This window comes from Mesorhizobium sp. YC-39, from assembly GCF_025753795.1.
Classification (GTDB): Bacteria; Pseudomonadota; Alphaproteobacteria; order Rhizobiales; family Rhizobiaceae; genus Mesorhizobium.
In genome coordinates this window covers 1,579,243-1,600,459 of the sequence record NZ_JAOWPS010000001.1, presented here as the reverse complement: position 1 = coordinate 1,600,459, position 21,217 = coordinate 1,579,243, and the positions used below count along the sequence as shown (strand labels likewise).

At 63.1% G+C, this 21,217-nt stretch carries 19 protein-coding genes; 10 read left to right on the top strand and 9 right to left on the bottom strand.

The annotated features are described in order from the left end of the window. Window positions 1-3 precede the first annotated feature (3 nt). The 3 genes from OHD62_RS07565 to OHD62_RS07555 are packed head-to-tail and all read left to right on the top strand — an operon-like array spanning window position 4 to window position 4,885. A complete protein-coding gene (locus tag OHD62_RS07565) occupies window positions 4-1,170 on the top strand; it encodes an efflux RND transporter periplasmic adaptor subunit (protein WP_263781846.1) in 1,167 nt (388 codons plus the stop codon). Then, window positions 1,167-4,316, top strand: a complete 3,150-nt coding sequence (locus OHD62_RS07560; RefSeq protein ID WP_263781845.1) for an efflux RND transporter permease subunit — start codon at window positions 1,167-1,169, stop codon at window positions 4,314-4,316. Before OHD62_RS07565 ends, OHD62_RS07560 begins: the two co-directional genes overlap by 4 nt. Then, window positions 4,262-4,885 (top strand): DUF992 domain-containing protein, encoded by a 624-nt coding sequence (locus tag OHD62_RS07555; protein ID WP_263781844.1) that lies wholly within the window; start codon window positions 4,262-4,264, stop codon window positions 4,883-4,885. The genes OHD62_RS07560 and OHD62_RS07555 overlap by 55 nt, the downstream gene beginning before the upstream one ends. Before the next feature lie 15 nt (window positions 4,886-4,900). Here OHD62_RS07555 and OHD62_RS07550 read toward each other — a convergent pair whose 3' ends face one another. Beyond that, window positions 4,901-6,091, bottom strand: a complete 1,191-nt coding sequence (locus OHD62_RS07550) for a M23 family metallopeptidase (protein ID WP_263781843.1) — start codon at window positions 6,089-6,091, stop codon at window positions 4,901-4,903. A 69-nt stretch (window positions 6,092-6,160) separates the two neighbouring features. Next, window positions 6,161-7,126, bottom strand: a complete 966-nt coding sequence (locus OHD62_RS07545) for a LysR family transcriptional regulator (RefSeq protein WP_263781842.1) — start codon at window positions 7,124-7,126, stop codon at window positions 6,161-6,163. Between the two features lie 110 nt (window positions 7,127-7,236). On the opposite strand from OHD62_RS07545, the gene OHD62_RS07540 reads away from it, so the two are divergent. Both OHD62_RS07540 and OHD62_RS07535 read left to right on the top strand, forming a co-directional pair. Further along, window positions 7,237-8,148, top strand: coding sequence for an SDR family oxidoreductase (locus OHD62_RS07540; protein ID WP_263781841.1), 912 nt, complete (start codon window positions 7,237-7,239; stop codon window positions 8,146-8,148). Window positions 8,149-8,150: 2 nt separating this feature from the next. Then, window positions 8,151-8,741, top strand: a complete 591-nt coding sequence (locus OHD62_RS07535; RefSeq protein ID WP_263782323.1) for a DUF924 family protein — start codon at window positions 8,151-8,153, stop codon at window positions 8,739-8,741. A gap of 27 nt (window positions 8,742-8,768) precedes the next feature. Here the strand turns inward: OHD62_RS07535 and OHD62_RS07530 are convergent, their stop codons facing one another. Then, the gene (locus tag OHD62_RS07530; protein ID WP_263781840.1) at window positions 8,769-9,422 is read right to left on the bottom strand and encodes a glutathione S-transferase family protein; all 654 of its coding nucleotides are present in this window, start codon (window positions 9,420-9,422) and stop codon (window positions 8,769-8,771) included. Between the two features lie 244 nt (window positions 9,423-9,666). On the opposite strand from OHD62_RS07530, the gene OHD62_RS07525 reads away from it, so the two are divergent. Together OHD62_RS07525 and OHD62_RS07520 are read left to right on the top strand one after the other, a co-directional pair. Then, window positions 9,667-9,957, top strand: a complete 291-nt coding sequence (locus tag OHD62_RS07525) for an ArsR/SmtB family transcription factor (RefSeq protein ID WP_263781839.1) — start codon at window positions 9,667-9,669, stop codon at window positions 9,955-9,957. A gap of 45 nt (window positions 9,958-10,002) precedes the next feature. Further along, window positions 10,003-11,118, top strand: coding sequence for an alkene reductase (locus OHD62_RS07520; RefSeq protein ID WP_263781838.1), 1,116 nt, complete (start codon window positions 10,003-10,005; stop codon window positions 11,116-11,118). A gap of 131 nt (window positions 11,119-11,249) precedes the next feature. Here the strand turns inward: OHD62_RS07520 and OHD62_RS07515 are convergent, their stop codons facing one another. The 4 genes from OHD62_RS07515 to hisS form a co-directional block, all read right to left on the bottom strand. Continuing rightward, window positions 11,250-13,010, bottom strand: coding sequence for an AMP-binding protein (locus OHD62_RS07515; RefSeq protein WP_263781837.1), 1,761 nt, complete (start codon window positions 13,008-13,010; stop codon window positions 11,250-11,252). Between the two features lie 239 nt (window positions 13,011-13,249). Continuing rightward, complete coding sequence (gene hisG / locus OHD62_RS07510; RefSeq protein ID WP_263781836.1) at window positions 13,250-13,951, bottom strand: ATP phosphoribosyltransferase; 702 nt, start codon at window positions 13,949-13,951, stop codon at window positions 13,250-13,252. After that, on the bottom strand, window positions 13,948-15,069 hold the full coding sequence (locus OHD62_RS07505) for an ATP phosphoribosyltransferase regulatory subunit (protein ID WP_263781835.1): 1,122 nt from the start codon (window positions 15,067-15,069) through the stop codon (window positions 13,948-13,950). Before OHD62_RS07505 ends, hisG begins: the two co-directional genes overlap by 4 nt. Before the next feature lie 258 nt (window positions 15,070-15,327). Next, window positions 15,328-16,884 (bottom strand): histidine--tRNA ligase, encoded by a 1,557-nt coding sequence (gene hisS / locus OHD62_RS07495; protein WP_263781834.1) that lies wholly within the window; start codon window positions 16,882-16,884, stop codon window positions 15,328-15,330. A 287-nt stretch (window positions 16,885-17,171) separates the two neighbouring features. Here hisS and OHD62_RS07490 point away from each other — a divergent pair, with 287 nt between their 5' ends. Next, on the top strand, window positions 17,172-17,372 hold the full coding sequence (locus OHD62_RS07490) for a hypothetical protein (protein ID WP_263781833.1): 201 nt from the start codon (window positions 17,172-17,174) through the stop codon (window positions 17,370-17,372). 52 nt (window positions 17,373-17,424) lie between these two features. On the opposite strand, the gene OHD62_RS07485 is transcribed toward OHD62_RS07490, so the two are convergent. Continuing rightward, a complete protein-coding gene (locus OHD62_RS07485) occupies window positions 17,425-18,063 on the bottom strand; it encodes a DNA-3-methyladenine glycosylase I (protein ID WP_263781832.1) in 639 nt (212 codons plus the stop codon). 206 nt (window positions 18,064-18,269) lie between these two features. Here OHD62_RS07485 and OHD62_RS07480 point away from each other — a divergent pair, with 206 nt between their 5' ends. Beyond that, window positions 18,270-19,013 (top strand): L,D-transpeptidase, encoded by a 744-nt coding sequence (locus OHD62_RS07480; RefSeq protein ID WP_263781831.1) that lies wholly within the window; start codon window positions 18,270-18,272, stop codon window positions 19,011-19,013. 255 nt (window positions 19,014-19,268) lie between these two features. Next, the gene (locus tag OHD62_RS07475; RefSeq protein WP_263781830.1) at window positions 19,269-20,189 is read left to right on the top strand and encodes a bifunctional 5,10-methylenetetrahydrofolate dehydrogenase/5,10-methenyltetrahydrofolate cyclohydrolase; all 921 of its coding nucleotides are present in this window, start codon (window positions 19,269-19,271) and stop codon (window positions 20,187-20,189) included. A 9-nt stretch (window positions 20,190-20,198) separates the two neighbouring features. Here the strand turns inward: OHD62_RS07475 and OHD62_RS07470 are convergent, their stop codons facing one another. Continuing rightward, window positions 20,199-21,203: a hypothetical protein gene (locus OHD62_RS07470; RefSeq protein WP_263781829.1), complete on the bottom strand. Its 1,005-nt coding sequence runs from the start codon at window positions 21,201-21,203 to the stop codon at window positions 20,199-20,201. Window positions 21,204-21,217: the final 14 nt, after the last annotated feature.

Below are 21,217 nucleotides of genomic sequence, written 5' to 3'. Positions count from 1 at the left end.
GACATGCTTTTCGTGGCGGGGAAAAGAGCGCCGGCGGCAGGCCTATTCGCCGTTACACTACTGTTGTGCGCATGCAGCGAGCAAAACGCATACGTACCGCCACCTCCGCCGAAGGTCGACGTGGCGCTTCCAGTCAAGCAGAGCGTGACCCCTTATCTCGAGGCCACCGGCAGCGCCGCGGCGATAAACACCACACCGCTGGTCGCGCGCGTCTCGGGCTTCCTTCAGGAAATCGACTACAAGGATGGCGACGAGGTCAAGGCCGGCACAAGGCTGTTCCTGATCGAACAGGATTCCTACCAGCTGGCGCTCGAACAGGCCCAGGCCGGGCAAGGTTCAGCGGATGCCGCCGCCAAGCAGTCCGGCGCCGACCTGAAACGGCAGCAGGAGCTGCTGTCCCAGAAGATCATCTCGCAATCGACCCTCGACCAGTCCGCCGCCGCGGCAGACGTCGACATTGCCAAGCAGAAGCAGAGCGCGGTCGACGTCAAGCAGGCTCAACTCAATCTGAGCTACACCGAGGTCAAGGCGCCGTTCGCGGGCACCGTCACGTCCCGCGAGGTTTCGATCGGGCAGCTTGTCGGTGCCGGCAGCGCCACCACGCTGGCGACCATCGTTCAACTCGCTCCCATCTACGTCAATTTCAATATCTCGGAGCAGGATGTACTGCGCATTCGCGCCGCCATGGCGAAGCGTGGAATGACCGCGCAGGACCTCAAGAAAATACCGGTCGAGGTCGGCCTGCAGAACGAGACGGGTTATCCCCACCAGGGAATGCTGGATTACGCCGCGCCAGAGGTTACGGCCGCCACCGGCACCCTGGCGGTCCGCGCCGTGCTGCCCAATGAAGACCGGGCGCTGCTGCCGGGCTATTTCGTGCGCGTACGCGTGCCGCTGAGCGAAGAGCCGGACATGCTGCTCGTTCCCGACCGGGCGATCGGCAGCGACCAGAAGGGGCGCTACGTGCTCGTCGCGGGAAAGGATGACGTCGTCGAGCAGCGGCCGGTCGAGATCGGCCAACTGGTCGGAGCGTTGCGCGTCATCACCAAGGGTATCACGGCGGATGACCGCGTCCTTGTCTCCGGCCTGCTGACGGCCGTGCCTGGCCAGAAGATCGAACCGCAGGAGAAGAAACTGGAAGCGGCCGCCACGGACGGCGCGGCAAAATGATCTCCAAATTCTTCATCGAGCGGCCGGTCCTGGCCAACGCAATCGCCATCCTCATGGTCGTCATCGGCATCATCTCGCTCTTTGCCCTGCCGGTGGCGCAGTATCCCGACGTGGTGCCGCCCACCGTTTCGGTAACGACGCGCTATCCGGGTGCGAGTGCGCGCGCGGTGATCGACACGGTGGCGCTGCCGATCGAGCAGCAGGTCAACGGTGTCGAGGGCATGATCTACATGCAGTCCTATGCTGCATCGGACGGCACCTATAATCTCACCGTCACCTTCGCGATCGGCACCGATCTCGACCAGGCGCAAGTGCTTGTGCAGAACCGGGTGTCCTCGGCGCTCGCGGGGTTGCCGCAGGCGGTGCAGGTGCAGGGTGTCACCGTTCAGAAGAAGTCGACCTCGATCCTCGAAATCGTCACGCTGACCTCGCCGGACGGCCAATATGACAGCCTTTATCTCGCCAATTACGCGACCATCCGGCTGAAGGATGAGCTCTCCCGGATACCGGGGGTCGGCAATGTCAATGTGTTCGGCGCAGGCCAGTATTCCATGCGCGTCTGGCTCGATCCGGAGAAGATGCAGGCGCGCGGCCTTACCACGCAGGACGTCGTCCAGGCGCTGGGGCAGCAGAGCGAGCAGGTCACCGCAGGCCAGGTCGGCGCGCCGCCGGCGCCCGACGGGCAGTCCTTCCAATACACGGTCGAGGTGTCCAGCCGCCTCGACGACCCCGATCAGTTCGGCGCCGTGATCGTCAAGACCGGCGCCAATGGCGACATGACGCGTGTGCGTGACGTAGGCCGGGTCGAGCTTGGCGCCCAGACCTATGGCCAGTTCTTCAATCTCGACGGCCAGCCGGCAGCCGGTATGGCCGTTTTCCTGTCACCGGGCGCCAACGCGCTCGATGTGGCCGGCAAGGTCGAGGCCAGGATGAAGGAACTGTCTCGCGAGTTTCCGAAAGGGCTGGCGTACTCGATCCCCTTCAACACCACGATCTTCGTCAGCCAGGCGATCCACGAGGTCTACAAGACGCTGATCGAAGCCGCCGTGCTGGTGCTCATCGTCATCCTGCTTTTCCTGCAGGATTGGCGGGCGATGCTGGTGCCGGCAACGACCGTTCCGGTCACGATCATCGGGGCGTTCGCGGCGATGGCCGCGCTCGGCTTCTCGGTCAATCTGTCGACCCTGTTCGCCATCGTGCTTGCCATCGGCATCGTCGTCGACGACGCCATCGTCGTGGTCGAGGGAGCCGCTCACAATATGGAGCGCGGCATGTCGGGCCACGACGCGGCGATTGCCGCCATGAACGCGCTGTTCGGGCCAATCATCGGCATCACGCTGGTGCTGATGGCGGTGTTTCTGCCGGCTGCGTTCCTGCCCGGCCTCACGGGGCAAATGTATGCGCAATTCGCACTGGTGATTGCGGCAACTGCCATAATCAGCGCCATCAACGCGGCAACGCTCAAGCCGACACAGTGCGCAACCTGGCTAAGGCGGCCGGTGCCGCCGGACCAGCGCAATTTCTTCTTTCGCGGCTTCAACTCGGTCTACCAGCGTATGGAGAACCGTTATGCCGGCTTGATCGGCTCCATGGTGCGTCACAGCACGGTGATGGGTATCATTGCGCTGCTGATCATCGGCGCGGCCGGCTATGGCATATCGCGCGTGGCCACCGGCTTCATTCCGATCGAGGATCAGGGCTACATGCTCGCCGCGGTTCAACTGCCCGACGGCGCCGCACTTGGCCGTACGCAGGAGACGCTGCAACAGGTTTCGAAGATCGCCAAGGCCACCCCGGGCGTCGATCAGGTCGTGACGATCGCCGGCATCTCGGCACTCGACAACAATTCGACGCTCGCGAACGCCGGCGTTGCCTACATCATCCTCAAGGACTGGAGCCTGCGCGGCAAGGGCGAGGATCTTGCCTCACTCTACGCAACGCTCAACAAAAATATGTCCGACATGGGTGACGGAACTGTGCTGGTGCTGCCGCCACCACCGATCCAGGGCATAGGCAACGCCGCCGGCTTCACCATGCAGGTCGAGTTGCGTGACGGCAGTTTCGACCTCGCCAAGCTGCAGGGCGCGGTCACGGCGGTGACCAGGGCTGCTGAGACGCAGTCGGGCATCCAGCGCGTATCGGCGCCGTTCCGCGCCAACGTCCCGCAATACACGGTCGAGATCGACCGCGAGAAGGTGCAGACCCTGGGACTGACCACGGACCAGGTCTTCCAGACGCTCGCCGGCTATCTCGGCTCGACTTATGTCAGTCAGTTCAACAAGTTCGGACGGGTGTTCCAGATCTATGTGCAGGGCGACGCGCAATTCCGCCTGACGCCCGAGAATATCGCCCGCCTGACCGTGCGCAACCAGAACGGCGACATGATCCCGCTCGGCACGTTGTTGAGCATCACACCAAGCGTCGGCCCCTCGCTGATCAGTCTCTATAACCTCTATCCCTCGGCATCGATCATCGGCGTGCAGGCACAAGGCTTCTCATCCGGCGACGCGATCAAGCTGATGGAAGGAGTCGCGGCCGAAACATTGCCGCCCGGCACCGGCTTCGACTGGACGGCGCTCTCCTTCCAGGAAAAGCTCGTCGGCAGCCAGATCTATCTGGTGTTCGGCCTGGCGCTGCTGCTGGTCTATCTGGTGCTGGCAGGCCAATATGAGAGCTGGCTGGCCCCGATCTCGATCTTGCTCGCCGCGCCGCTATCGCTGGTGGGTCCGGTCCTGGTCCTCAACGGCCTCGGCATCGACAACAATCTCTATGTCCAGATCGGCCTGATCCTGCTGATCGCGCTGTCGGCCAAGAACGCCATCCTGATCGTCGAGGTCGCGCGCGAATTACGCGCAGCCGGCAGACCGATCGTCGACGCGGCGATCGAGGCGGCGCGAGCTCGTTTCCGCCCGATCCTGATGACATCATTCGCGTTTATCCTGGGTGTCGCGCCTCTGGTGGTGGCGACCGGCGCCGGGGCCAGCGCGCGCAAGTCGATCGGCATCACGGTTTTTTCCGGCATGATCGCCTCGACCTGCCTCGCCGTTCTGTTCGTGCCGTCGTTCTTCGTCATCCTGCAACGGTTCGAGGAATGGCGCGCCGCGCGCAAGACGAAACGGGAGGTTACGTCCACGCTTCCCGGCTAGGCAAGGCAAAGGATCAAATGATTAACGAGGAGATTTGCCTCTTACCGGACGCATCAGCTTCGCAACTTCAACCAGGGAAATCCGACATGCTTTTCCACTCCGTCATCCGCCTCTTCGCTCTTGCGAGCGCTTCATTTCTGCTTTTCGCGGCAGCACCTGCCTGGGCGGTGAACGCCCAAGTCGGTATCCTGAAATGCGACACCTCGACCGGCATCGGCGAGATTATTGAGCGCAAACAGACCATGACCTGCGTATTCACCAGGAATGACGGCACGAAGGAAAACTACACCGGCTCGATCCACGAATTCGGTATTGAACTTGGCGAGGTGAAAGAAGGCCATCTCATTTGGGCCGTCGTCAGCGGTTCGACCGCAAAGGACAATGGCCTGCTGACCGGCAAATATGATGGCGTCGACGCGGAGGCGGCCGTAGGTCTTGGAGTTGGCGCTGATGCCCTGCTCGGCGGAACCGAGAAAGCCTTTGCACTTCAGCCGCTCGCAGTCGAGGGCGAAACCGGCATCAACATCGCGGCGGGGGTCGAGCAGGTTGAACTCACCGCGGCAAACTAGACTATTCGTGCGATATTACTCGAAATCGATGACCTGATTGTTCAGGGGCAACTCGTTCTCGTGCTGGCCACGGTGCCCGTCGTCACTGATCACGGCGGGCGCGCCGCGCTCGAGCGGGTCATTGTCGCCAGACATCACGACGACGCCTCGGCTCTGGAACCGCGTGAACACGAACGGCAGCCCATTGGCGTCGAGCGGTGAAGGACCGTCCATCAGATGGAAATGAAGGTGGGGAGCGGTCGTATTGCCGGTATTGCCGAGCAGGCCAACGACATCACCGACCTTCACGCGGTCGCCGAGCTTGAAGCGTAGGCTGCCGCGCTGCATGTGGGCATAGAATGAAAACACGCCGTCGCCGATGTCCACGACCATCATATTGCCGCCGATGTTCTCGGTGGTGATGCCTTCGATCTTGCCTGGAATCTGCTCCTCGGCTCCGTCATAGAGGTTGACGACGACGCCATCCGCCACGGCATGGATCTCGGCGCCGTAGTAGGCGTAGCTTGTCAGTTTGGACGGGTCGCCGGTAAAGACGTGGTCGGTTGCGTCGAGCTTTACCCAGTCGATCGCAAAACGTTCGGGAACGCGAAGCAGTCCATTCACCGCCATGATCGCTCCGCGATGCGATGTGAGCTCGTCGCAGCAGCCATTGACGGCGAGCCATCCCGTGCCACGCAGTGGCGGCTGTACAATGCGTGCCGGCTTTCCAACCGGTGTCGACGCGCCCGTGAAAGTGACCGTCGCCGGCAGTGGCTCTGTGGATGGGAAGGGTGCTGGTTTTCCATCCGGCCCGGAAATTTCCCTGCTCACCGTCAGCCTTGCCACGACTTGATCAGGAGGCGCATTTTCCTTTGCGACGATCGCATCGACGAGGATCGCGGCCGATCCGCCCGGCGACAGCTTCTCGCTGGCACCGCTGAACATGGACGTCATGCCTGCAAGCTTGTCCTTATCAGCCGACCACAGGACATTCGCGGCCGGGTCAAGCACTTCAACCTTGTCGATCGTCATGAACAGCCGGCTGGTGTTCACCACCAGGAGCTCATAGGCGAGATGTACGTTTCCATCGGCACCGAGCACCGGGTTTGGCTCGCTGATCGGCATGACGCTCAACGAACTGAGGACTTCGCCCTCCTTCAGCGACTGCGCGGAGCCTGTCGTGGCGAAGCCTATTGCCAACACGGCAAGTATAGCCAGGCGGAGCATGACGGTAGGTCCCCCGTAACGACGCGATCGACAAGTTGTACAGCACGGCAAATCGGACTGCCATCCGTACTATGGATCTCGACCTCGTAGAGCGGTTTGTCCGGTCTGTTTGAGCAGCCCAACAAGCCAGGCCAGGCCGGCATCCATCATGGCCACCTTTGGCACGATGCTGTTGATGTTGAAGTGACCGAGCGGGACGGGCGGATCGATGCCCACTACACCGAAACGGCTGGCATGCATGGCGACGAAGCGGCGCGGATAGGCTGAGATCAGATCGGTATCGGCGAGCACCGCCAGTCCGAACATGAAGTTTGGAACGGTCAGCATCACCCGGCGCGACAGGCCGTGCTCAGCCAGCACCCTGTCGACAAAACCCTTTGAATCGCCGGCGTTCGACACGACGAGATGCTGCATGGCGCAGTAATTCTCAAGGGTCGGGTTTCTGGCGAAGGGATGGCCGGCACGCATGGCGAAGATGAAATCCTCCTCGTAGATGGTGTCCACCACGAACCGCACTGGGAAGTGGTCGAACGGAATGACGGCGATATCCATGGCTCGGGCTTCGAGTTCGGCGATGGCGTCAAGCCAGGCCAGGGCCGGTGACGGTTCGCCGTACCTGGGCAGCAATTGCCGGATGCTGATGTCGATGCCGGGCGCTTCATGGCGCACCCTGTCGAGCAACGGCGGCAGGAACACGGATGAGGCTGCATCCGGCGCGCCGATGACGAAGCGGCGCGTCGAGCGGGCCGGATCGAACGGCTCGGCGCTCGATATTACCGAGCGCACCCGGGCCAGGATCTCAGCCACTGGTGCCGCCAGCTCCGTTGCCCGGTTGGTGGGCACGACGCCGCGCGGTGTTTTCAGGAACAGCGGATCGCCCAGCAGGCTGCGCAATCGGCCGAGGCCATGACTGACGGCCGAGGGCGACAGGTTCAGCCGCTCCGCCGAGCGACCGACATGGCGCTCCTCGATGACGGTCTCGAACAGGATCAGCAAATTGAGGTCGGCGCGGGAAAGGTCAATTTGGTTCAGCATATTTCTGAAATCATATCACTAGATTCAGCAGAGTAAAGTTGCGAATTGGCTGGCCTCAGCGGAGGCGGTCCTACCGGCTCCGCGAAGACACCACACCGAGGAGCAAACCGATGTCTGACTTTCCCCGTTCAATTCTGGTCACCTGCGCCGGCGGCGCGCAGGGATCAGCCATCGTGCAAGCCTGCCGTGCGGCAGGCGCCACTGTGCGCGCGCTTTTGCGCAAGGGCTCACGCGACCCGTTCGGCGACGGCGTCAACATCGTGCGCGGCGATCTCGCCGATGCCGAACGCGTCCGCCTCGCCTGTCTCGCCGTCGATGCAGTGGCGCTGACGCTGCCGCTTAACGCCGGCCCAGAGCAAATCCTGCGTTATGGCCGCAACATGGTCGACGCGGCGCTTGAGGCGGAGGTCAAGCTCCTGGTGTTCAACACCAGCGGCCATGTCTCCAGACATTCCGGCACCGGATTGATGGCAGCCAAGGTCGAACTCATCGACTATATGAAGGCCTCCGGCCTGCCATCGATCGTCCTCAAGCCAACGCTCTATATGAGCAATGTCGCCGCACCCTGGAGCGCGCCTGCGATCATGCATCAGGGCGTGTTCGCCTATCCGCTGCCGGCCGATTTCCAGACCTCCTGGATCTCATGGGAGGACATGGCGGCCTATGTGGTCGCGGCGATGCGGCGGCCCGAGCTTGCCGGCGCCAGTTTCGACATTGGCGGACCCGAAGCGCTGACCGGACCGCAGATGGCCAATATCCTGTCTGATATCGTCGGCCGCGAGGTCGGCTACTATCCGGTGCCGCTGGCGGACTTCGCCGCCGGCCTGAGCGCAATGCTCGGCAAGGATGCGGCCGATCAGGTCGTCGCCAACTATGCCTGGGTGCACCGGCAGCACTCGACACTGCTCGCCGTCGACACCAGCGAGACGCTTAGCATGCTGGCGATCAAGCCGACCTCGTTCATCGACTGGGCCAAGGCTCAGGACTGGCCGGCACTGGCCGGCACCGAGAGGGCGGCATGACTATGGAAGCGATCGCGACGCTGGACCCGAACGGCTGGTCCGGATGGGCAAATGTGCCGGACGCCGCCGCGGACGTCATCGACTTCTGGTGGCTGGCGGGTCCCACCGCATGGTTCGCCAAGGACGCGGAGTTCGACCGCGTCTTTCGCGACCGCTTCCTGGCGCTGCATGAGGCGGCGGCGCGCGGCGACTGCGACGACTGGGCGGCGACGCCCTATGGCGCCCTGGCGCTGCTGGTGCTGCTCGACCAGTTTCCGCGCAATGCCTTTCGTGGCACACCGCGCATGTATGCGACCGATGAAAAAGCCCGCCACATCACGGCTGCCGCCGTCGAGGCCGGGTTCCAGCAGCATGTTCACCCATCTTGGCGATTGTTCTTCACACTGCCCTTCGCGCATTCCGAAAGGCTAGCCGACCAGGACCGCTCGGTGGCACTGGCAGCCGAGAGCGGCGGGCGCGACCTGAAGCGCGCTGAGCACCATCGCGACGTCGTGCGGCGATTCGGACGCTTCCCGCACCGCAATCCGATCCTCGGCCGCGCCATGCGGGCGGACGAACAGCGCTTTCTCGATGAAGGCGGGTTCGCCGGCTGATGGGAGTCAAGTGACCCAAGGCGGCCTTCATCCGCCGTTCGATGCCGCAGTGAAAACTGCCAGTTGGCCATCGAAAGCGCGCTTGAAGGCAGGCCGAGCCTCGCCGCGGGCGACATAGGCCGAGAGGTTCGGATATTCGTCCAGCAACGCCGATCGGTTCAGCCGGCGTAGCACCATGACCATCAGCAGGTCGCCGGCGCTGAACGCGCCATCGAGCCAGTCAGAATCGCCCAGGCGATCGGAGAGTTCGCCGAGCCTGCCACGGATGCGATCCTCGACAACGGCCAGGCGCTGCTTGTGCCAGGGCTCGTCGCCTTCCAGCAGCATGGCGGTCTCTCGCTCGACGATCGTCCACTCCATCGTGGTAACCGCGGCAAACATCCACATGACCGCGTGCGCCCGGGCATTCGCCTCGTCCGGCAGCAGGCCAGCATGGCGCTCCGCGATATGGAGCACGATGGCGCTTGAGTCGAACAAAGCGAGATTGCCGTCTTCATAGGTCGGAATCTGGCCGAAAGGCTGCAGCGCACGATGCGGCGGTTCCTTCATCGCTGCGAACGAGACAAGTCGAACGTCGTAGGGCTGACCCACTTCTTCAAGCGCCCAACGAACACGCATGTCACGCGCCTGTCCCCTGCCGCGGTCGGGCGATCTTTCGAAGGCGGTGATGGTGGGTTTCATGGGAGGCTCCCTATCGGGTTGTCACGCCTTGCATTCAAAGGACGAACGACCGATGCGGTTCCCGACAATTGCCTCGTAGGCCCTGGGATTTGGGCCGAATTCGTGCGCGCCCGGGATATTCATTCCGGCTTCGTTGCCAGGCGAGGCGGCGACTTTCTCCGATCGCCATCGAGAATGGTATGGATTTCCTGCCATATCGTCTCTACCCGATCTATATATCGGGTGAGATCGATGCGAGGTGAAGATGGACCACGACATCATATTGAAGGCGCTGGCGCATCCGTTTCGAAGGGATGTTCTGGTGTGGCTGAAGGAGCCTGAACAGCACTTCGCCGAACAGGTGCATCCACTTGAAATGGGCGTCTGCGCCAGCCAGTTCGAAGGTCGCGGCCTCGCGCAGTCCAGTGTTTCGGCGCATCTGGCGACGCTGGCGTCGGCCGACCTCGTTACCACACGAAGGGTCGGCCAATGGGTCTTCTACAAGCGCAACGAAGAAACCATCGCCGCCTTTCAGGCCGCCTTGTCCGATCTCTGACCATCCTCCTCACTGCCCCCCACGAATGCATGAAAGGCATTTCTCATGACTACCCTCTTTGACCCCCTGCGGCTTGGCGACCTGGCGCTTGCAAACCGCATCGTCATGGCGCCGCTGACGCGCAATCGTTCTCCGAATGCGGTGCCCGGCGACCTCGCCGTCACCTATTACAGCCAGCGCGCCACGGCCGGGCTGATCGTAACGGAAGCCACCGCCATCAGCCATCAGGGCCAGGGCTATGCCGACGTGCCCGGCCTTTATGGCGCCGACCAGCTAGCCGGCTGGAAGCGTGTCACGGACGCCGTTCATGCCGCCGGCGGCAAGATCGTGGTCCAGCTTTGGCACGTCGGACGCATCTCGCACCATACGTTGCAGCCCGGTGGCGGCAAGCCGGTGGCACCGTCCGCGATCAGGGCAAAATCCAAGACCTATCTGGTCAAGCCGGATGGCAATGGCGAGTTCGTCGAGACCTCCGAGCCCCGCGCGCTCGATGCAGCCGAACTTCCTGGGATTGTCGACGGTTTTCGCCGTGCGGCCAAGGCGGCGATCGAAGAAGCGGGTTTCGACGGCGTCGAGATCCATGGCGCCAATGGCTATCTCATCGACCAGTTCCTGCGCTCGGGCACCAACCATCGCAACGACAACTATGGCGGTTCCATCGAAAACCGGGCGCGCCTCCTGTTTGAGGTGGTCGACGCGGTGACGGGCGCTGTCGGGGCGGCCAAGACCGGGATCCGGCTGTCACCGGTGACACCCGCCAACGACGCTTCGGATACCGATCCGCAGCCGCTGTTCAACCATGTGGTGGCTGGCCTGGGCAATCGCGACCTCGCCTATATCCATATCGTAGAAGGAGCAACCGGCGGCGCGCGCGACTTCAGCCAGGGCGACAAGCCGTTCGACTATGCGGAGCTCAAAGCCGCCTATCGCAACGCCGGCGGAAAGGGCGCGTGGCTGGTCAACAATGGCTACGACAAGGAACTGGCCGAGAAGGCCGTCGCGGACGGCTATGCCGACCTCGTCGCGTTCGGCAAGCTGTTCATCGCCAACCCCGACCTCGTCAGCCGCCTGAAGCGGAATGCCGAACTGAACGACCCGGACAAGGCGACGTTTTATGGTGGCGATGCCAGGGGCTACACGGACTATCCCACAGCGGCCTGAGGCAATTCGGGGAAAACTGTGAAACGGTTTTCCCGGAAAAGCGCGTAGCGCTTTCCCTAGGGAATTGCGTCAAAACGAAGAGACAGAACAGTTCACCCTTCCCCCCGGAGCGGTGAACTGTTCGGTGTTCCTCAAGCCGTCTTCTGCGTCACCAGCCCCAGTTCCTCGACCATCGCCTCGCGCATCAGGAATTTCTGCGGCTTGCCGGTCACCGTCATCGGCAGCTCGGTGCGGAAGCGGATGTAGCGCGGGATCTTGTAGTGGGCGATCTGGCCGGTGCAGAAGGCCTTGATCTCCTGCTCGGTGGCGATCTGGCCGGGCTTGAGCACGATCCAGGCGCAAAGCTCCTCGCCATATTTGGGATCGGGAATGCCGAACACCTGCACCTCCTTCACCTTGGGATGGCGATAGAGAAACTCCTCGACCTCGCGCGGATAGACATTCTCGCCACCGCGGATGACCATGTCCTTGACCCGGCCGACGATGTTGCAATAGCCCTCGGCGTCGATGGTGGCGAGGTCGCCGGTGTGCATCCAGCCATCGCTGTCGATCGCCTCATGGGTTTTTTCGGCATCGTCCCAATAGCCCTTCATGACAGAATAGCCGCGCGTGCAAAGCTCGCCCGGCGCATCGACCGCAACGGTTGCGCCCTCGGCGTCGATGGCCTTGACCTCGACATGCGGATGGATGCGGCCGACCGTCGAGACGCGCTTTTCCAGCGGGTCGTCGATGCCGCTCTGGAAGGAGACTGGGCTGGTTTCGGTCATGCCATAGGCGATGGTCACCTCAGACATATGCATCAACGACACCACCTTCTTCATCACCTCGATCGGACAGGGCGAGCCCGCCATGATGCCGGTTCTGAGGCTGGTGAGATCGAACGATGCAAAATCCGGATGGTCGAGCATGCCGACGAACATGGTCGGCACGCCGTAGAGGCCGGTGCAGCGCTCCTGCGCCACCGCCTTCAGTGTGGCGCCGGCATCGAACCCCTCGCCCGGGAAAACCATGGTGGCGCCCTTGGTGACGCAGCCCATCGTGCCCATCGACATGCCGAAGCAGTGATAGAGCGGCACCGGAATACACAACCGGTCGTCGACAGTGAGCCTGATCGCCGAGGTGACGAAATTGCCATTGTTGACGATGTTGGTATGGGTCAACGTCGCGCCCTTGGGCGCGCCTGTCGTGCCCGATGTGAACTGGATGTTGATGGCCTCGCCGGGCTTCAGCCCCTCCGAGATGCGGTCGAGGCTGTCATGCTCGTCGCGCCCGGCCATCGCCAGCACGTCGGCGAAATTGAACATACCGGGGGAATGCTCCTCGCCCATGCGAATGACGATCTGCAGCGCCGGCAATCTTTCCGCCTTGAGCTTGCCGGGTGTCGCCTTGGCGATCTCCGGCGCCAGCGTCTCGATCATGCCGAGATAGTCGGAGGTCTTGAATCTGGCTGATGTGACGAGCGCCCGGCAAGCGACCTTGTTCAGCGCGTATTCCAGTTCGGTCAGCCGGTAGGCCGGGTTGATGTTGACCAGGATCAGGCCGATGCGCGCGGTGGCGAACTGCGTCACCAGCCATTCCCAGCGGTTGGGCGACCAGATGCCGACGCGGTCGCCTTTCTCCAGGCCGAGCGCCAGGAAACCGGCGGCCAGCGCGTCCACCGTGTCCGACAGTTCGCTCCAGGTGAAGCGCTTGTCCTGAGCGACAAAGACTGCGGCATCGAGCGTGCCGTATTTGCTGACAGTGTCGGAAAACAGCGCCGGGATCGTCTGGTTGAGCAATGGCACCGTGCGGTCGCCCGAGACATGCGCCCGGCCATCGACCGGCGCGATCAAGCTGTTGCGCGTTTTGCGCAGGTTGGTGGCGTTCATGAGCTCGTCAAGTTTGATCGCCATCGCCGTCTCCTCCGCAGACGGCCGAGCCTATCAGCCCGCCGGGGTGGTGGAAATCCCGTCGATGGTACTGGGGATCCCCTCCCCCTTGAGGGGAGGGTGGCCCGTAGGGCCGGGAGGGGTCCTCGGCGAAGCGCTCGACTCTTTTGGCCACGGTCGAGACAGGTGGGGTCGTCTCACGTAGAGCACTGCCGCAACGACCCCTCCCATCCATCCGCCTTCGGCGGCTGTCCACCCTCCCCTCAAGGGGGAGGGAGAGCGCTCATCTTCGCCGCAATATCGCGCAGCACAGCTTCATCAGCCGCCGTCCGATCTTTCCTCGATGCGACGAGACAGGCTTGTGAGCGCAGGACAACGCCGTCGCCCAGCACCTTCAGGTGATTGGCGCGCAGCGTCGAGCCGGTCGTGGTGATGTCGACGATGATATCGGCCAGGCCCGCGGCCGGCGCGCCCTCGGTGGCGCCGAGGCTCTCGACGATGCGGTAGACCTGGATGCCATGCTTCTGCGAAAAGAACTGCTGGGTCAGCCGCCAGTATTTGGTGGCGATCCTGAGCCGCCTTCCGTGGCGCTGGCGGAAATCGGCGGCGACGTCGTCGAGATCGGCCATGTTATCGACATCGAGCCAGATGTTGGGCACCGCCACCACCACGTCGGCGTTGCCGAAACCAAGGTGGGCGACGATCTCGGCACGCGTCTCCCAGTCGGCAAGGCTCTCGCGCAGCAGATCCTCGCCGGTGATGCCGAGATCGATGGCGCCCTGGCCAATCTCGCCAGCGATTTCGGAGGCCGACAGGAACGCGACCTCGATGCTCTCGGCGCCTTCGATGCGGGCGCGGTATTTGCGCTCGTCGCCGGGCAGGTTGACGGCAAGCCCGGCCTTGGCCAGCACCTCCAGCGCCTGCTCCTTGAGCCGGCCTTTCGACGGGATCGCCAGCGTGATCATGACGCCTTCTCCCGCAGTGTCTCGATGCGGTCGAGCCAGACGGAAAAGCCGACGCCGGGGATCGGCGTTTTCGCGCCGAGCAGCGTCAGCAGACGGTCGTAGCGGCCGCCGCCGGCCAGTGGCCGCTCGCCATTTTCCGCAGCAATCTCGAAGACGAGGCCGGTGTAGTAATCGAGCGGGCGGCCGAAGGCGGCGTCGTAGCGGATTTTTTCAGCCGGCAGGCCGTGCGCCTCGATCGCTTTGGCGCGGGCGGCGAAATTCTCCAGTGCCGCACCCAGCGAAAGGCCGGCACCCGATGCAAAGGCTTCGAGCGCCCGGGCCGCGCCAGCGAGCGGCACGTCGATCGCCAGAAATGTCTTCAGCGCCGAAAACGCCTCGTTGGACAGCCGCACGCTGCGGAGTTCGGCCTTCTCGATCAGGCGCCGGGCGATGTCGGTGGGCGAACGCCCGGCCGATGCCGACAGCCCGGCCTCTTCCATGCCGCCGGCGATATGTGTCGACAGGCCTTCCAGATCACCGTCCAGTACAAGGGACGCGACCGGGCCGGAGAGCTGGCCATTGCGCGGCGGATTGGCGAGGTCGGCCAATGCCGCCTCCAGCATCGCCGCCGAGCCGAAGGCACGGGCAAGACGCATGCGCCAGCCGCGCGGCAGGCCGAGTGCCGCCAGCACCGCCTCGAATATGGTCTGGTCGCCGAGCGTGACAGACAAGGCCTGGCCCGGCAGCACCAGCGACAGCAAGGCATGCGCGTCGGCCAGCGAACGGGCGTCGGCGGCGGCCGTGTCGCGATCGCCGAGATCCTCGATGCCGGCCTGGAAGAACTCATTGCCGCCCTCGCGGCGCTGGCGGAAGACCTCGCCGAGATAGGAATAACGGCGTGGCGTACCGGCCTGCGAGCTGATGTGGTCGAGGCAGACGGGAATAGTGAATTCCGGCCGCAGGCACAGTGTCTTCCCCGTCTCGCTTTCGGTGAGGAAGATGCGGCGGCGCAGATCCTCGCCGGCCATGTCGAGGAACGGATCGGCCGGCTGCAGCACCGCGACTTCCACCGCGTGGGTGTTGCGCGCGGCAAAGAGGTTGGTGATGTCGGCGGCGATGGCAGGATAACGGGAGGTCACAAGGCGCCACCTTCCCTTCTCCCCTTGTGGGAGAAGGTGGATTGGCGCGAAGCGCCAAGACGGATGAACGTAGGCGCTCTACGGCGCCCCCCTCTGTCCTGCCGGACATCTCCCCCACGAGGGGGGAGATTGGCAGCTTCGCTGGCGGCTCCAGCCTTCCAACGTCGGCGATAGGCGAAAGCGGCGATGACGGCCAATCTCCCCCCTCGTGGGGGAGATGTCCGGCAGGACAGAGGGGGGCGCGAAAGAACGCGGCCTCTATTTGCCACGTGCCCTCTCCTCGGCCTGCGCAGCCAATATCTTCTTCACTTCACCGACCAGCTCGCTCTCCGCCACCGTCACCTGCGCCGGCCGCGCGGCGCGCCATTCGGCGTTGTCCGATATCTCGGCCGACATGCGCGCGCCCTCGATCAGGTCCTTGATCTGCACCTCGCCTTTGGCGCGCTCGTCGCCGCCCTGGATGATGGCGGCCGGGCTGCCGCGGCGGTCGGCATATTTGAGCTGCGCCTTCATGCCGGCACCGCCGAGATACATTTCGGAGCGGATGCCGGCGGCACGCAGTTCGCTGACCATCTTCTGGTAGCGGCCGAGGCTTTCCGTATCCTTGTCCATCACCAGGACGACGACCGGCGCGATGACATCCGAGGTGTCGAGTTTGCCGAGGTTCTTCAGCGCCGTCATCAGGCGGGAGACGCCGATGGAAAAGCCGGTCGCCGGCACCGGCTCGCCACGAAAGCGCGAGACGAGCCCGTCATAGCGGCCACCGCCGCCGACCGAGCCAAAGCGCACGATCTGGCCATCCTCATTGGGGATCTCGGCCAAAAGCTCGGCCTCGAAGACCGGACCGGTGTAATATTCCAGGCCGCGCACGACCGAGGTATCGATGACGACCCGGCCATCGTGATAACCGGCGCTATCGACAATCGAGCCGATGGCGGCGAGTTCCTCCACGCCTTCGCGGCCGGTCTCGGCGAAGTAGTCGAGCGTTTTCAGCCAGCGGATTTGGGCGGCGTTGGGCGAAATGTCGGTGGCGGTCTCCAGCTTCAGCCAAGAACCGGCTTCCGGCCCCGGCTCGTAATTCATGAAATAGAGTACCGTCTCGATGGCCTTGCGCTCAAGACCGGCACCCTTGGTGAAGTCGCCGCTTTCATCCTTGCGCCCGGTGCCAAGCAACTGCCCAATGCCTTCGGGGCCGATCTTGTCCAGCTTGTCGATGGCGCGAAGCACGGTCAGCCGGCGCCCGGCATTCTGATCGCCGCCAAGGCCGATCGCCTCCAGCACGCCATCGAGCACCTTGCGGTTGTTGACCCGGATGACGTAGTCGCCACGCTTGATGCCGAGCGCTTCCATGACGTCGGCCATCATCATCGCCATCTCGGCGTCTGCGGCCACGCTCGGTGCACCCACGGTGTCGGCGTCGAACTGCATGAACTGGCGGAAGCGGCCGGGACCGGGCTTCTCGTTGCGGAACACCCAGCCGGAGCGATAGCTACGGTAAGGCTTCGGCAGGCGTTCGAAATTCTCGGCGACGAAACGCGCCGTCGGCGCCGTCAGATCATAGCGCAGCGAGAGCCACTGGTCGTCATCGTCCTGGAAGGAGAACACGCCTTCGTTCGGCCGATCCTGGTCGGGCAGGAACTTGCCCAGCGCATCGGTGTATTCGATCAGCGGCTGCTCGACCGGCTCGAAGCCGTAGAGCTCGTAGACGCCACGGATGGTCGCCATCATCTTCTCGACGGCACGGATGTCGTCGGCGCTGCGGTCGGCAAAGCCGCGCGGCAGCCGCGCTTTCGTCTTTTCCGATTTGTCGGCCATGGGATGGTCTTTTTGCTAGGTAATCGCTCACTTGTTGCGAGCGCGCGTTTCCTAACCGATGCGGCTTGGTGCGGCAAGGGTTGGCAACTCTTCTGGCAGACGGGAATAGTGCCAACAGCAAACGCGGCGCCTCCCCTCACACGCCAATTGCTATGGTTAGTAATTTCGAAACGCTTATGGCATTCCGAAACAAACCACGCCGAAAATGAAACAATTCGGCCATCAACGCGGCATCGTGCCGACACAATCGGGGTCGATAAGCGTGCCGAAACAAAGGGTTCGGGGCAATGACCACGACACAAGGAACAAACATCGACAGTTCAGCCCGCGCGCTGCCCGCGGGTCCTTTCGAGGCTGCCGCTGAAGAACGCAAGGGTTCGACGGTGCGCGATGCGCTGATGACCGGCCTGCTGGTGATCTACCCCGCCCTGGCCACCGTGGCAGCCATCGTCGCCGGGCTCTTTCTCGCGGGTGCCAGCGGCACTTGACTGCGCGACCTGACCTTCTCCCGTTGTTGTTGTGGGAGAAGGGAAAGGAAATTCACTTCGGCCGCTTGAACGCCCTGCGCTCCTTTTCCACCTGCGCCCGGCAGACGCAGCCCTCGAGATGGTCATTGACCAGCCCCATCGCCTGCATGAAGGCGTAGACGGTGGTCGGGCCGACAAAGCTCCAGCCACGCTTTTTCAGCTCCTTCGAAATCCTTACCGAAACCGCTGTGGTCGGGTTGGCGCGCAGATGGGCGAGGTCGACGATTTCCGGTCGCTCATCGCGACCTGGTTCGAACTTCCAGAACCAGGCGGCCAGCGAGCCGAACTCGTCGACCATTTCGCGCGCGCGCCTGGCGTTGTTGATGGTCGAGACGATCTTGCCGCGGTGGCGGATGATGCCGGCATCGCCAAGCAGGCGCTCGACGTCCTTGTCGGTGAAGGCGGCGATCTTGTCGAAATCAAACCCGGCGAAGCCGGCGCGGAAATTCTCGCGCTTGCGCAGTATAGTCAGCCACGACAGGCCCGACTGAAAACCCTCGAGGCAGATCTTCTCGAACAGCCGGTGGTCATCGGCGACCGGCCGGCCCCATTCATGGTCGTGGTAGTGCAGATAGTCCGGCAGATTGCCGTGCCAGAAGCAGCGCTTCACCCCATCGGGACCGGCGAGCAGGCCTGTATTTTCATTGTCCATTGCATGAAATCCATTCGTTAATAGGCTTTTGCGCTGCTTTTACCCCGGCTTTACCAGATTCCTGAACCGGCCGGTAACCACACCAAAAGGTTTACTGACACTTCGGCATTTTACGCATTCCGATTCATGTTTCGGTTGCGGCTTCGCGCCAATGTTCGCGCAATCGGGGGCCTTCCCCGCATGTTCGACGATCAAGGTGCGTTCCGATGAAGTCAGTGTTCTTCTCCCTGTTTGGCGCCGCGGCCATGCTTGCCGCCGGCGTCACCGCCTCCAGCGCCAATGACCGCTATGCCGACAGGCCACCGGTGATGGTGAGCCCCGACCTTTCGGCGCCCTGGGTCCTGCAGCTCGGCCAAGCCCCGGGCATCGTGCGGCAGAGCCGGCAACAGGTGCAACAACCGCTGCGGCGCTATCAGTGGCAAGCACAGCCCGACCAGCAGCGCACGGCGGCCGTTCAGCCGCCCGCCAAGCGCATGGTCGCGCGCCCGCAGATCAACCCGGTCTACCTGCCGCAGGAAGTCGCCTATGACGGCGGGCAGAAGCCGGGCACGATCGTCATCGATACGACGCAGAATTTCCTCTATCTGGTCGAGAAGAACGGCAAGGCGCGGCGCTACGGCGTCGGCACCGGCAAGCCGGGCTTCGAATGGTCGGGCACGCACAAGATCACCAACAAGCGGGTGTGGCCGGACTGGCGCCCGCCGGCGGTGATGATCAAGCGCGAGGCCGCGAAGGGCCGCTATTTGCCGACCTATCTCGCCGGCGGCATGGAAAATCCGCTCGGCGCGCGCGCGCTCTATCTCGGCTCGACGGAATACCGCATCCACGGCACCAACCAGCCCTGGACGATCGGCGGCGCGGTGTCGTCGGGCTGCATCCGCATGCGCAATGAGGACGTCGTCGACCTCTATGAGCGGGTCAATGTTGGCACGACGGTTGTGGTGATGTAATCTCCAGTTGATTTTACTGGTGATTCTGTCCAGAAAGATTCTGGAATAGGGATAACGGGGGACGGGCCGTGTGGGGATACGGTCAGTCACGGAAGGGCAGCACGGGAAACCGCGCTGCCCTTTTTGTTTCCATCCAATAGGCCGGCAAGGCCGCGTCGCAAGGTCGCGCGAGTCGAAGCGGTTCGCTTTTCGGGCTGCCTTTTGCCTGTTGCTTTGCTATGTCGGCGGGAGAGTTTCAGGCAAAAGGCCCATTCCATGTCCCTGTCCGACGACAGCCGCTATCTCAGGGGCGGCCCGGTCGCCCAACGCATCATCGCCGCCGTGCGCGAGGACGCGGCGATCGCGACCGCCGAAGGTTTTCCACCGAAACTGGTGTCGATCACCGTCGGCGACATCGCGGCGGTCGATGTCTATGTGCGCAACCAGCGCGCCAAGGCGGCATTGGCCGGCATCGGCTTCGAGGAGCGGCGCTTTCCCGCCGACATCAGTGCCGGCGAACTGGAAGCGGCGATCCATGGCCTCAATGCCGATCCGCGCATCACCGGCATCATCATCCAGCGGCCGGTGCCGGCGCATATCCCGATCAGGACGCTGCAGGCGGCGGTGCATCCGCTGAAGGACGTCGAGGGCATGCATCCGGCCTCGATTGGCAATATCGTCTACAACCAGCTCGATCTTGCACCCTGCACGGCGGCCGCTTCGGTGGAACTGCTGAAGGAGACCGGCCTCGATCTCAAGGGGCTCGAGGTCGTCATCGTCGGCCATTCGGAGATCGTCGGCAAGCCGATCGCCTTCCTCTTGATGAGCGAGGGCGCGACGGTGACGGTCTGCCACCACATGACGCGTTCGGTGGCAGCGCATGCGCGGCGCGCCGATGCGCTGTTCGTCGCTGTCGGCAGGCCGCGATTGATCAAGGCCGACATGGTCAAGCCGGGCGCCGCGGTGATCGATATCGGCATCAATTCGGAGATCGGGCCGGATGGCGAAAGCCGCATCGTCGGCGACGTCGATACGGACAGCGTCAAGGAAGTCGCCTCCTGGATCACGCCGGTGCCGGGCGGCGTCGGCCCGATCACCGTGGCGATCCTGCTGCGCAATACGATGGTGGCGCTCAGCCGTCAGCGGGCGCGCTACCAGGCGACCTACGGCGTGGTGGACAAGCTCGCGGCGGAGTAGCGGTGTTCTCTACGTGTATTGGGGGACGTGGCAGGTGATTCGGGACTCTTCGTCCCAGAAAACATAAAGCATGCCGCCGCTGCCCCAGAAGAAGCCGGCTAGTGAATCGAACTGAAGAAGAAATTTCATTTGCCGATCCGTTCCGGGAACGACTGGAAACTGGGGCCCCTGAATCCATGAGGGCAGCCCGCCAAGCCGAAACAGGTTTTGCCTTGAATTGCTTATACCGTACGACTGCCTGAGCCATCGCTGTGGCGTCGACGCCAGATGGGCGGTGCTCACCTTGGTCGCTGGTTCGGATGTGAAGTCATCGGGGGAATGCAACGGCGCGATGGGTGTCGGCACTCCAGCGGCGTCATGGGAATAGTAGGTCGGCTCGAGAGACCCCTCACAAGTCTCAAGGCGGAGCCGAGGCAATGTGCCTCTTTGCCCTCCAAGATCGTCCAAGGTGACGAGATGCACCAACCTCTTGCCGCAAGCCGGACAGGTGGCCGTCCCTTCGCCACCAACCGCAAATGACGGTCCGACCCTCGGAAGGTGCCAGGTGGGATGGTTGCGATGCGTCGGAAAAGACATGTCGCTCGGAGCGCCCTCCTCAAAGATGAAGTGATGGCATGCGGGCGGCGAACGGGGATCATCATGCGTCAGCCAGTCTGCGAAATCGGGAATGTCGCCCAAGGTGCTGTCTGGAAACAATTCCGGTGCCTGTAAGGCGACGTGAGCAAGCAGACCCTCGACATCTATTCCGCGTTTCACTTCTCCTTGCAGGAAAAATGCCAGACGGACCAAATGCGTGTCGTCGAGAAACGAAATCACGTCGTCAATCAGATTGGTCTGGTGAACGTCGGCTTCGACGGCCGCCTTTATCAGCGCAAACAGGAATTCGGACCCGTCCTTGAGATGTCGAGCCGCAATTGCCGTGCAGTCTTCATAGCGCGCCTGGATGGTCGCGCGCGGCGTCTTCGATAACAGCCGAACGATGGTTTCGATCTCTAGTGATTCCAAATCGGACATCGGCCTATTCTCAT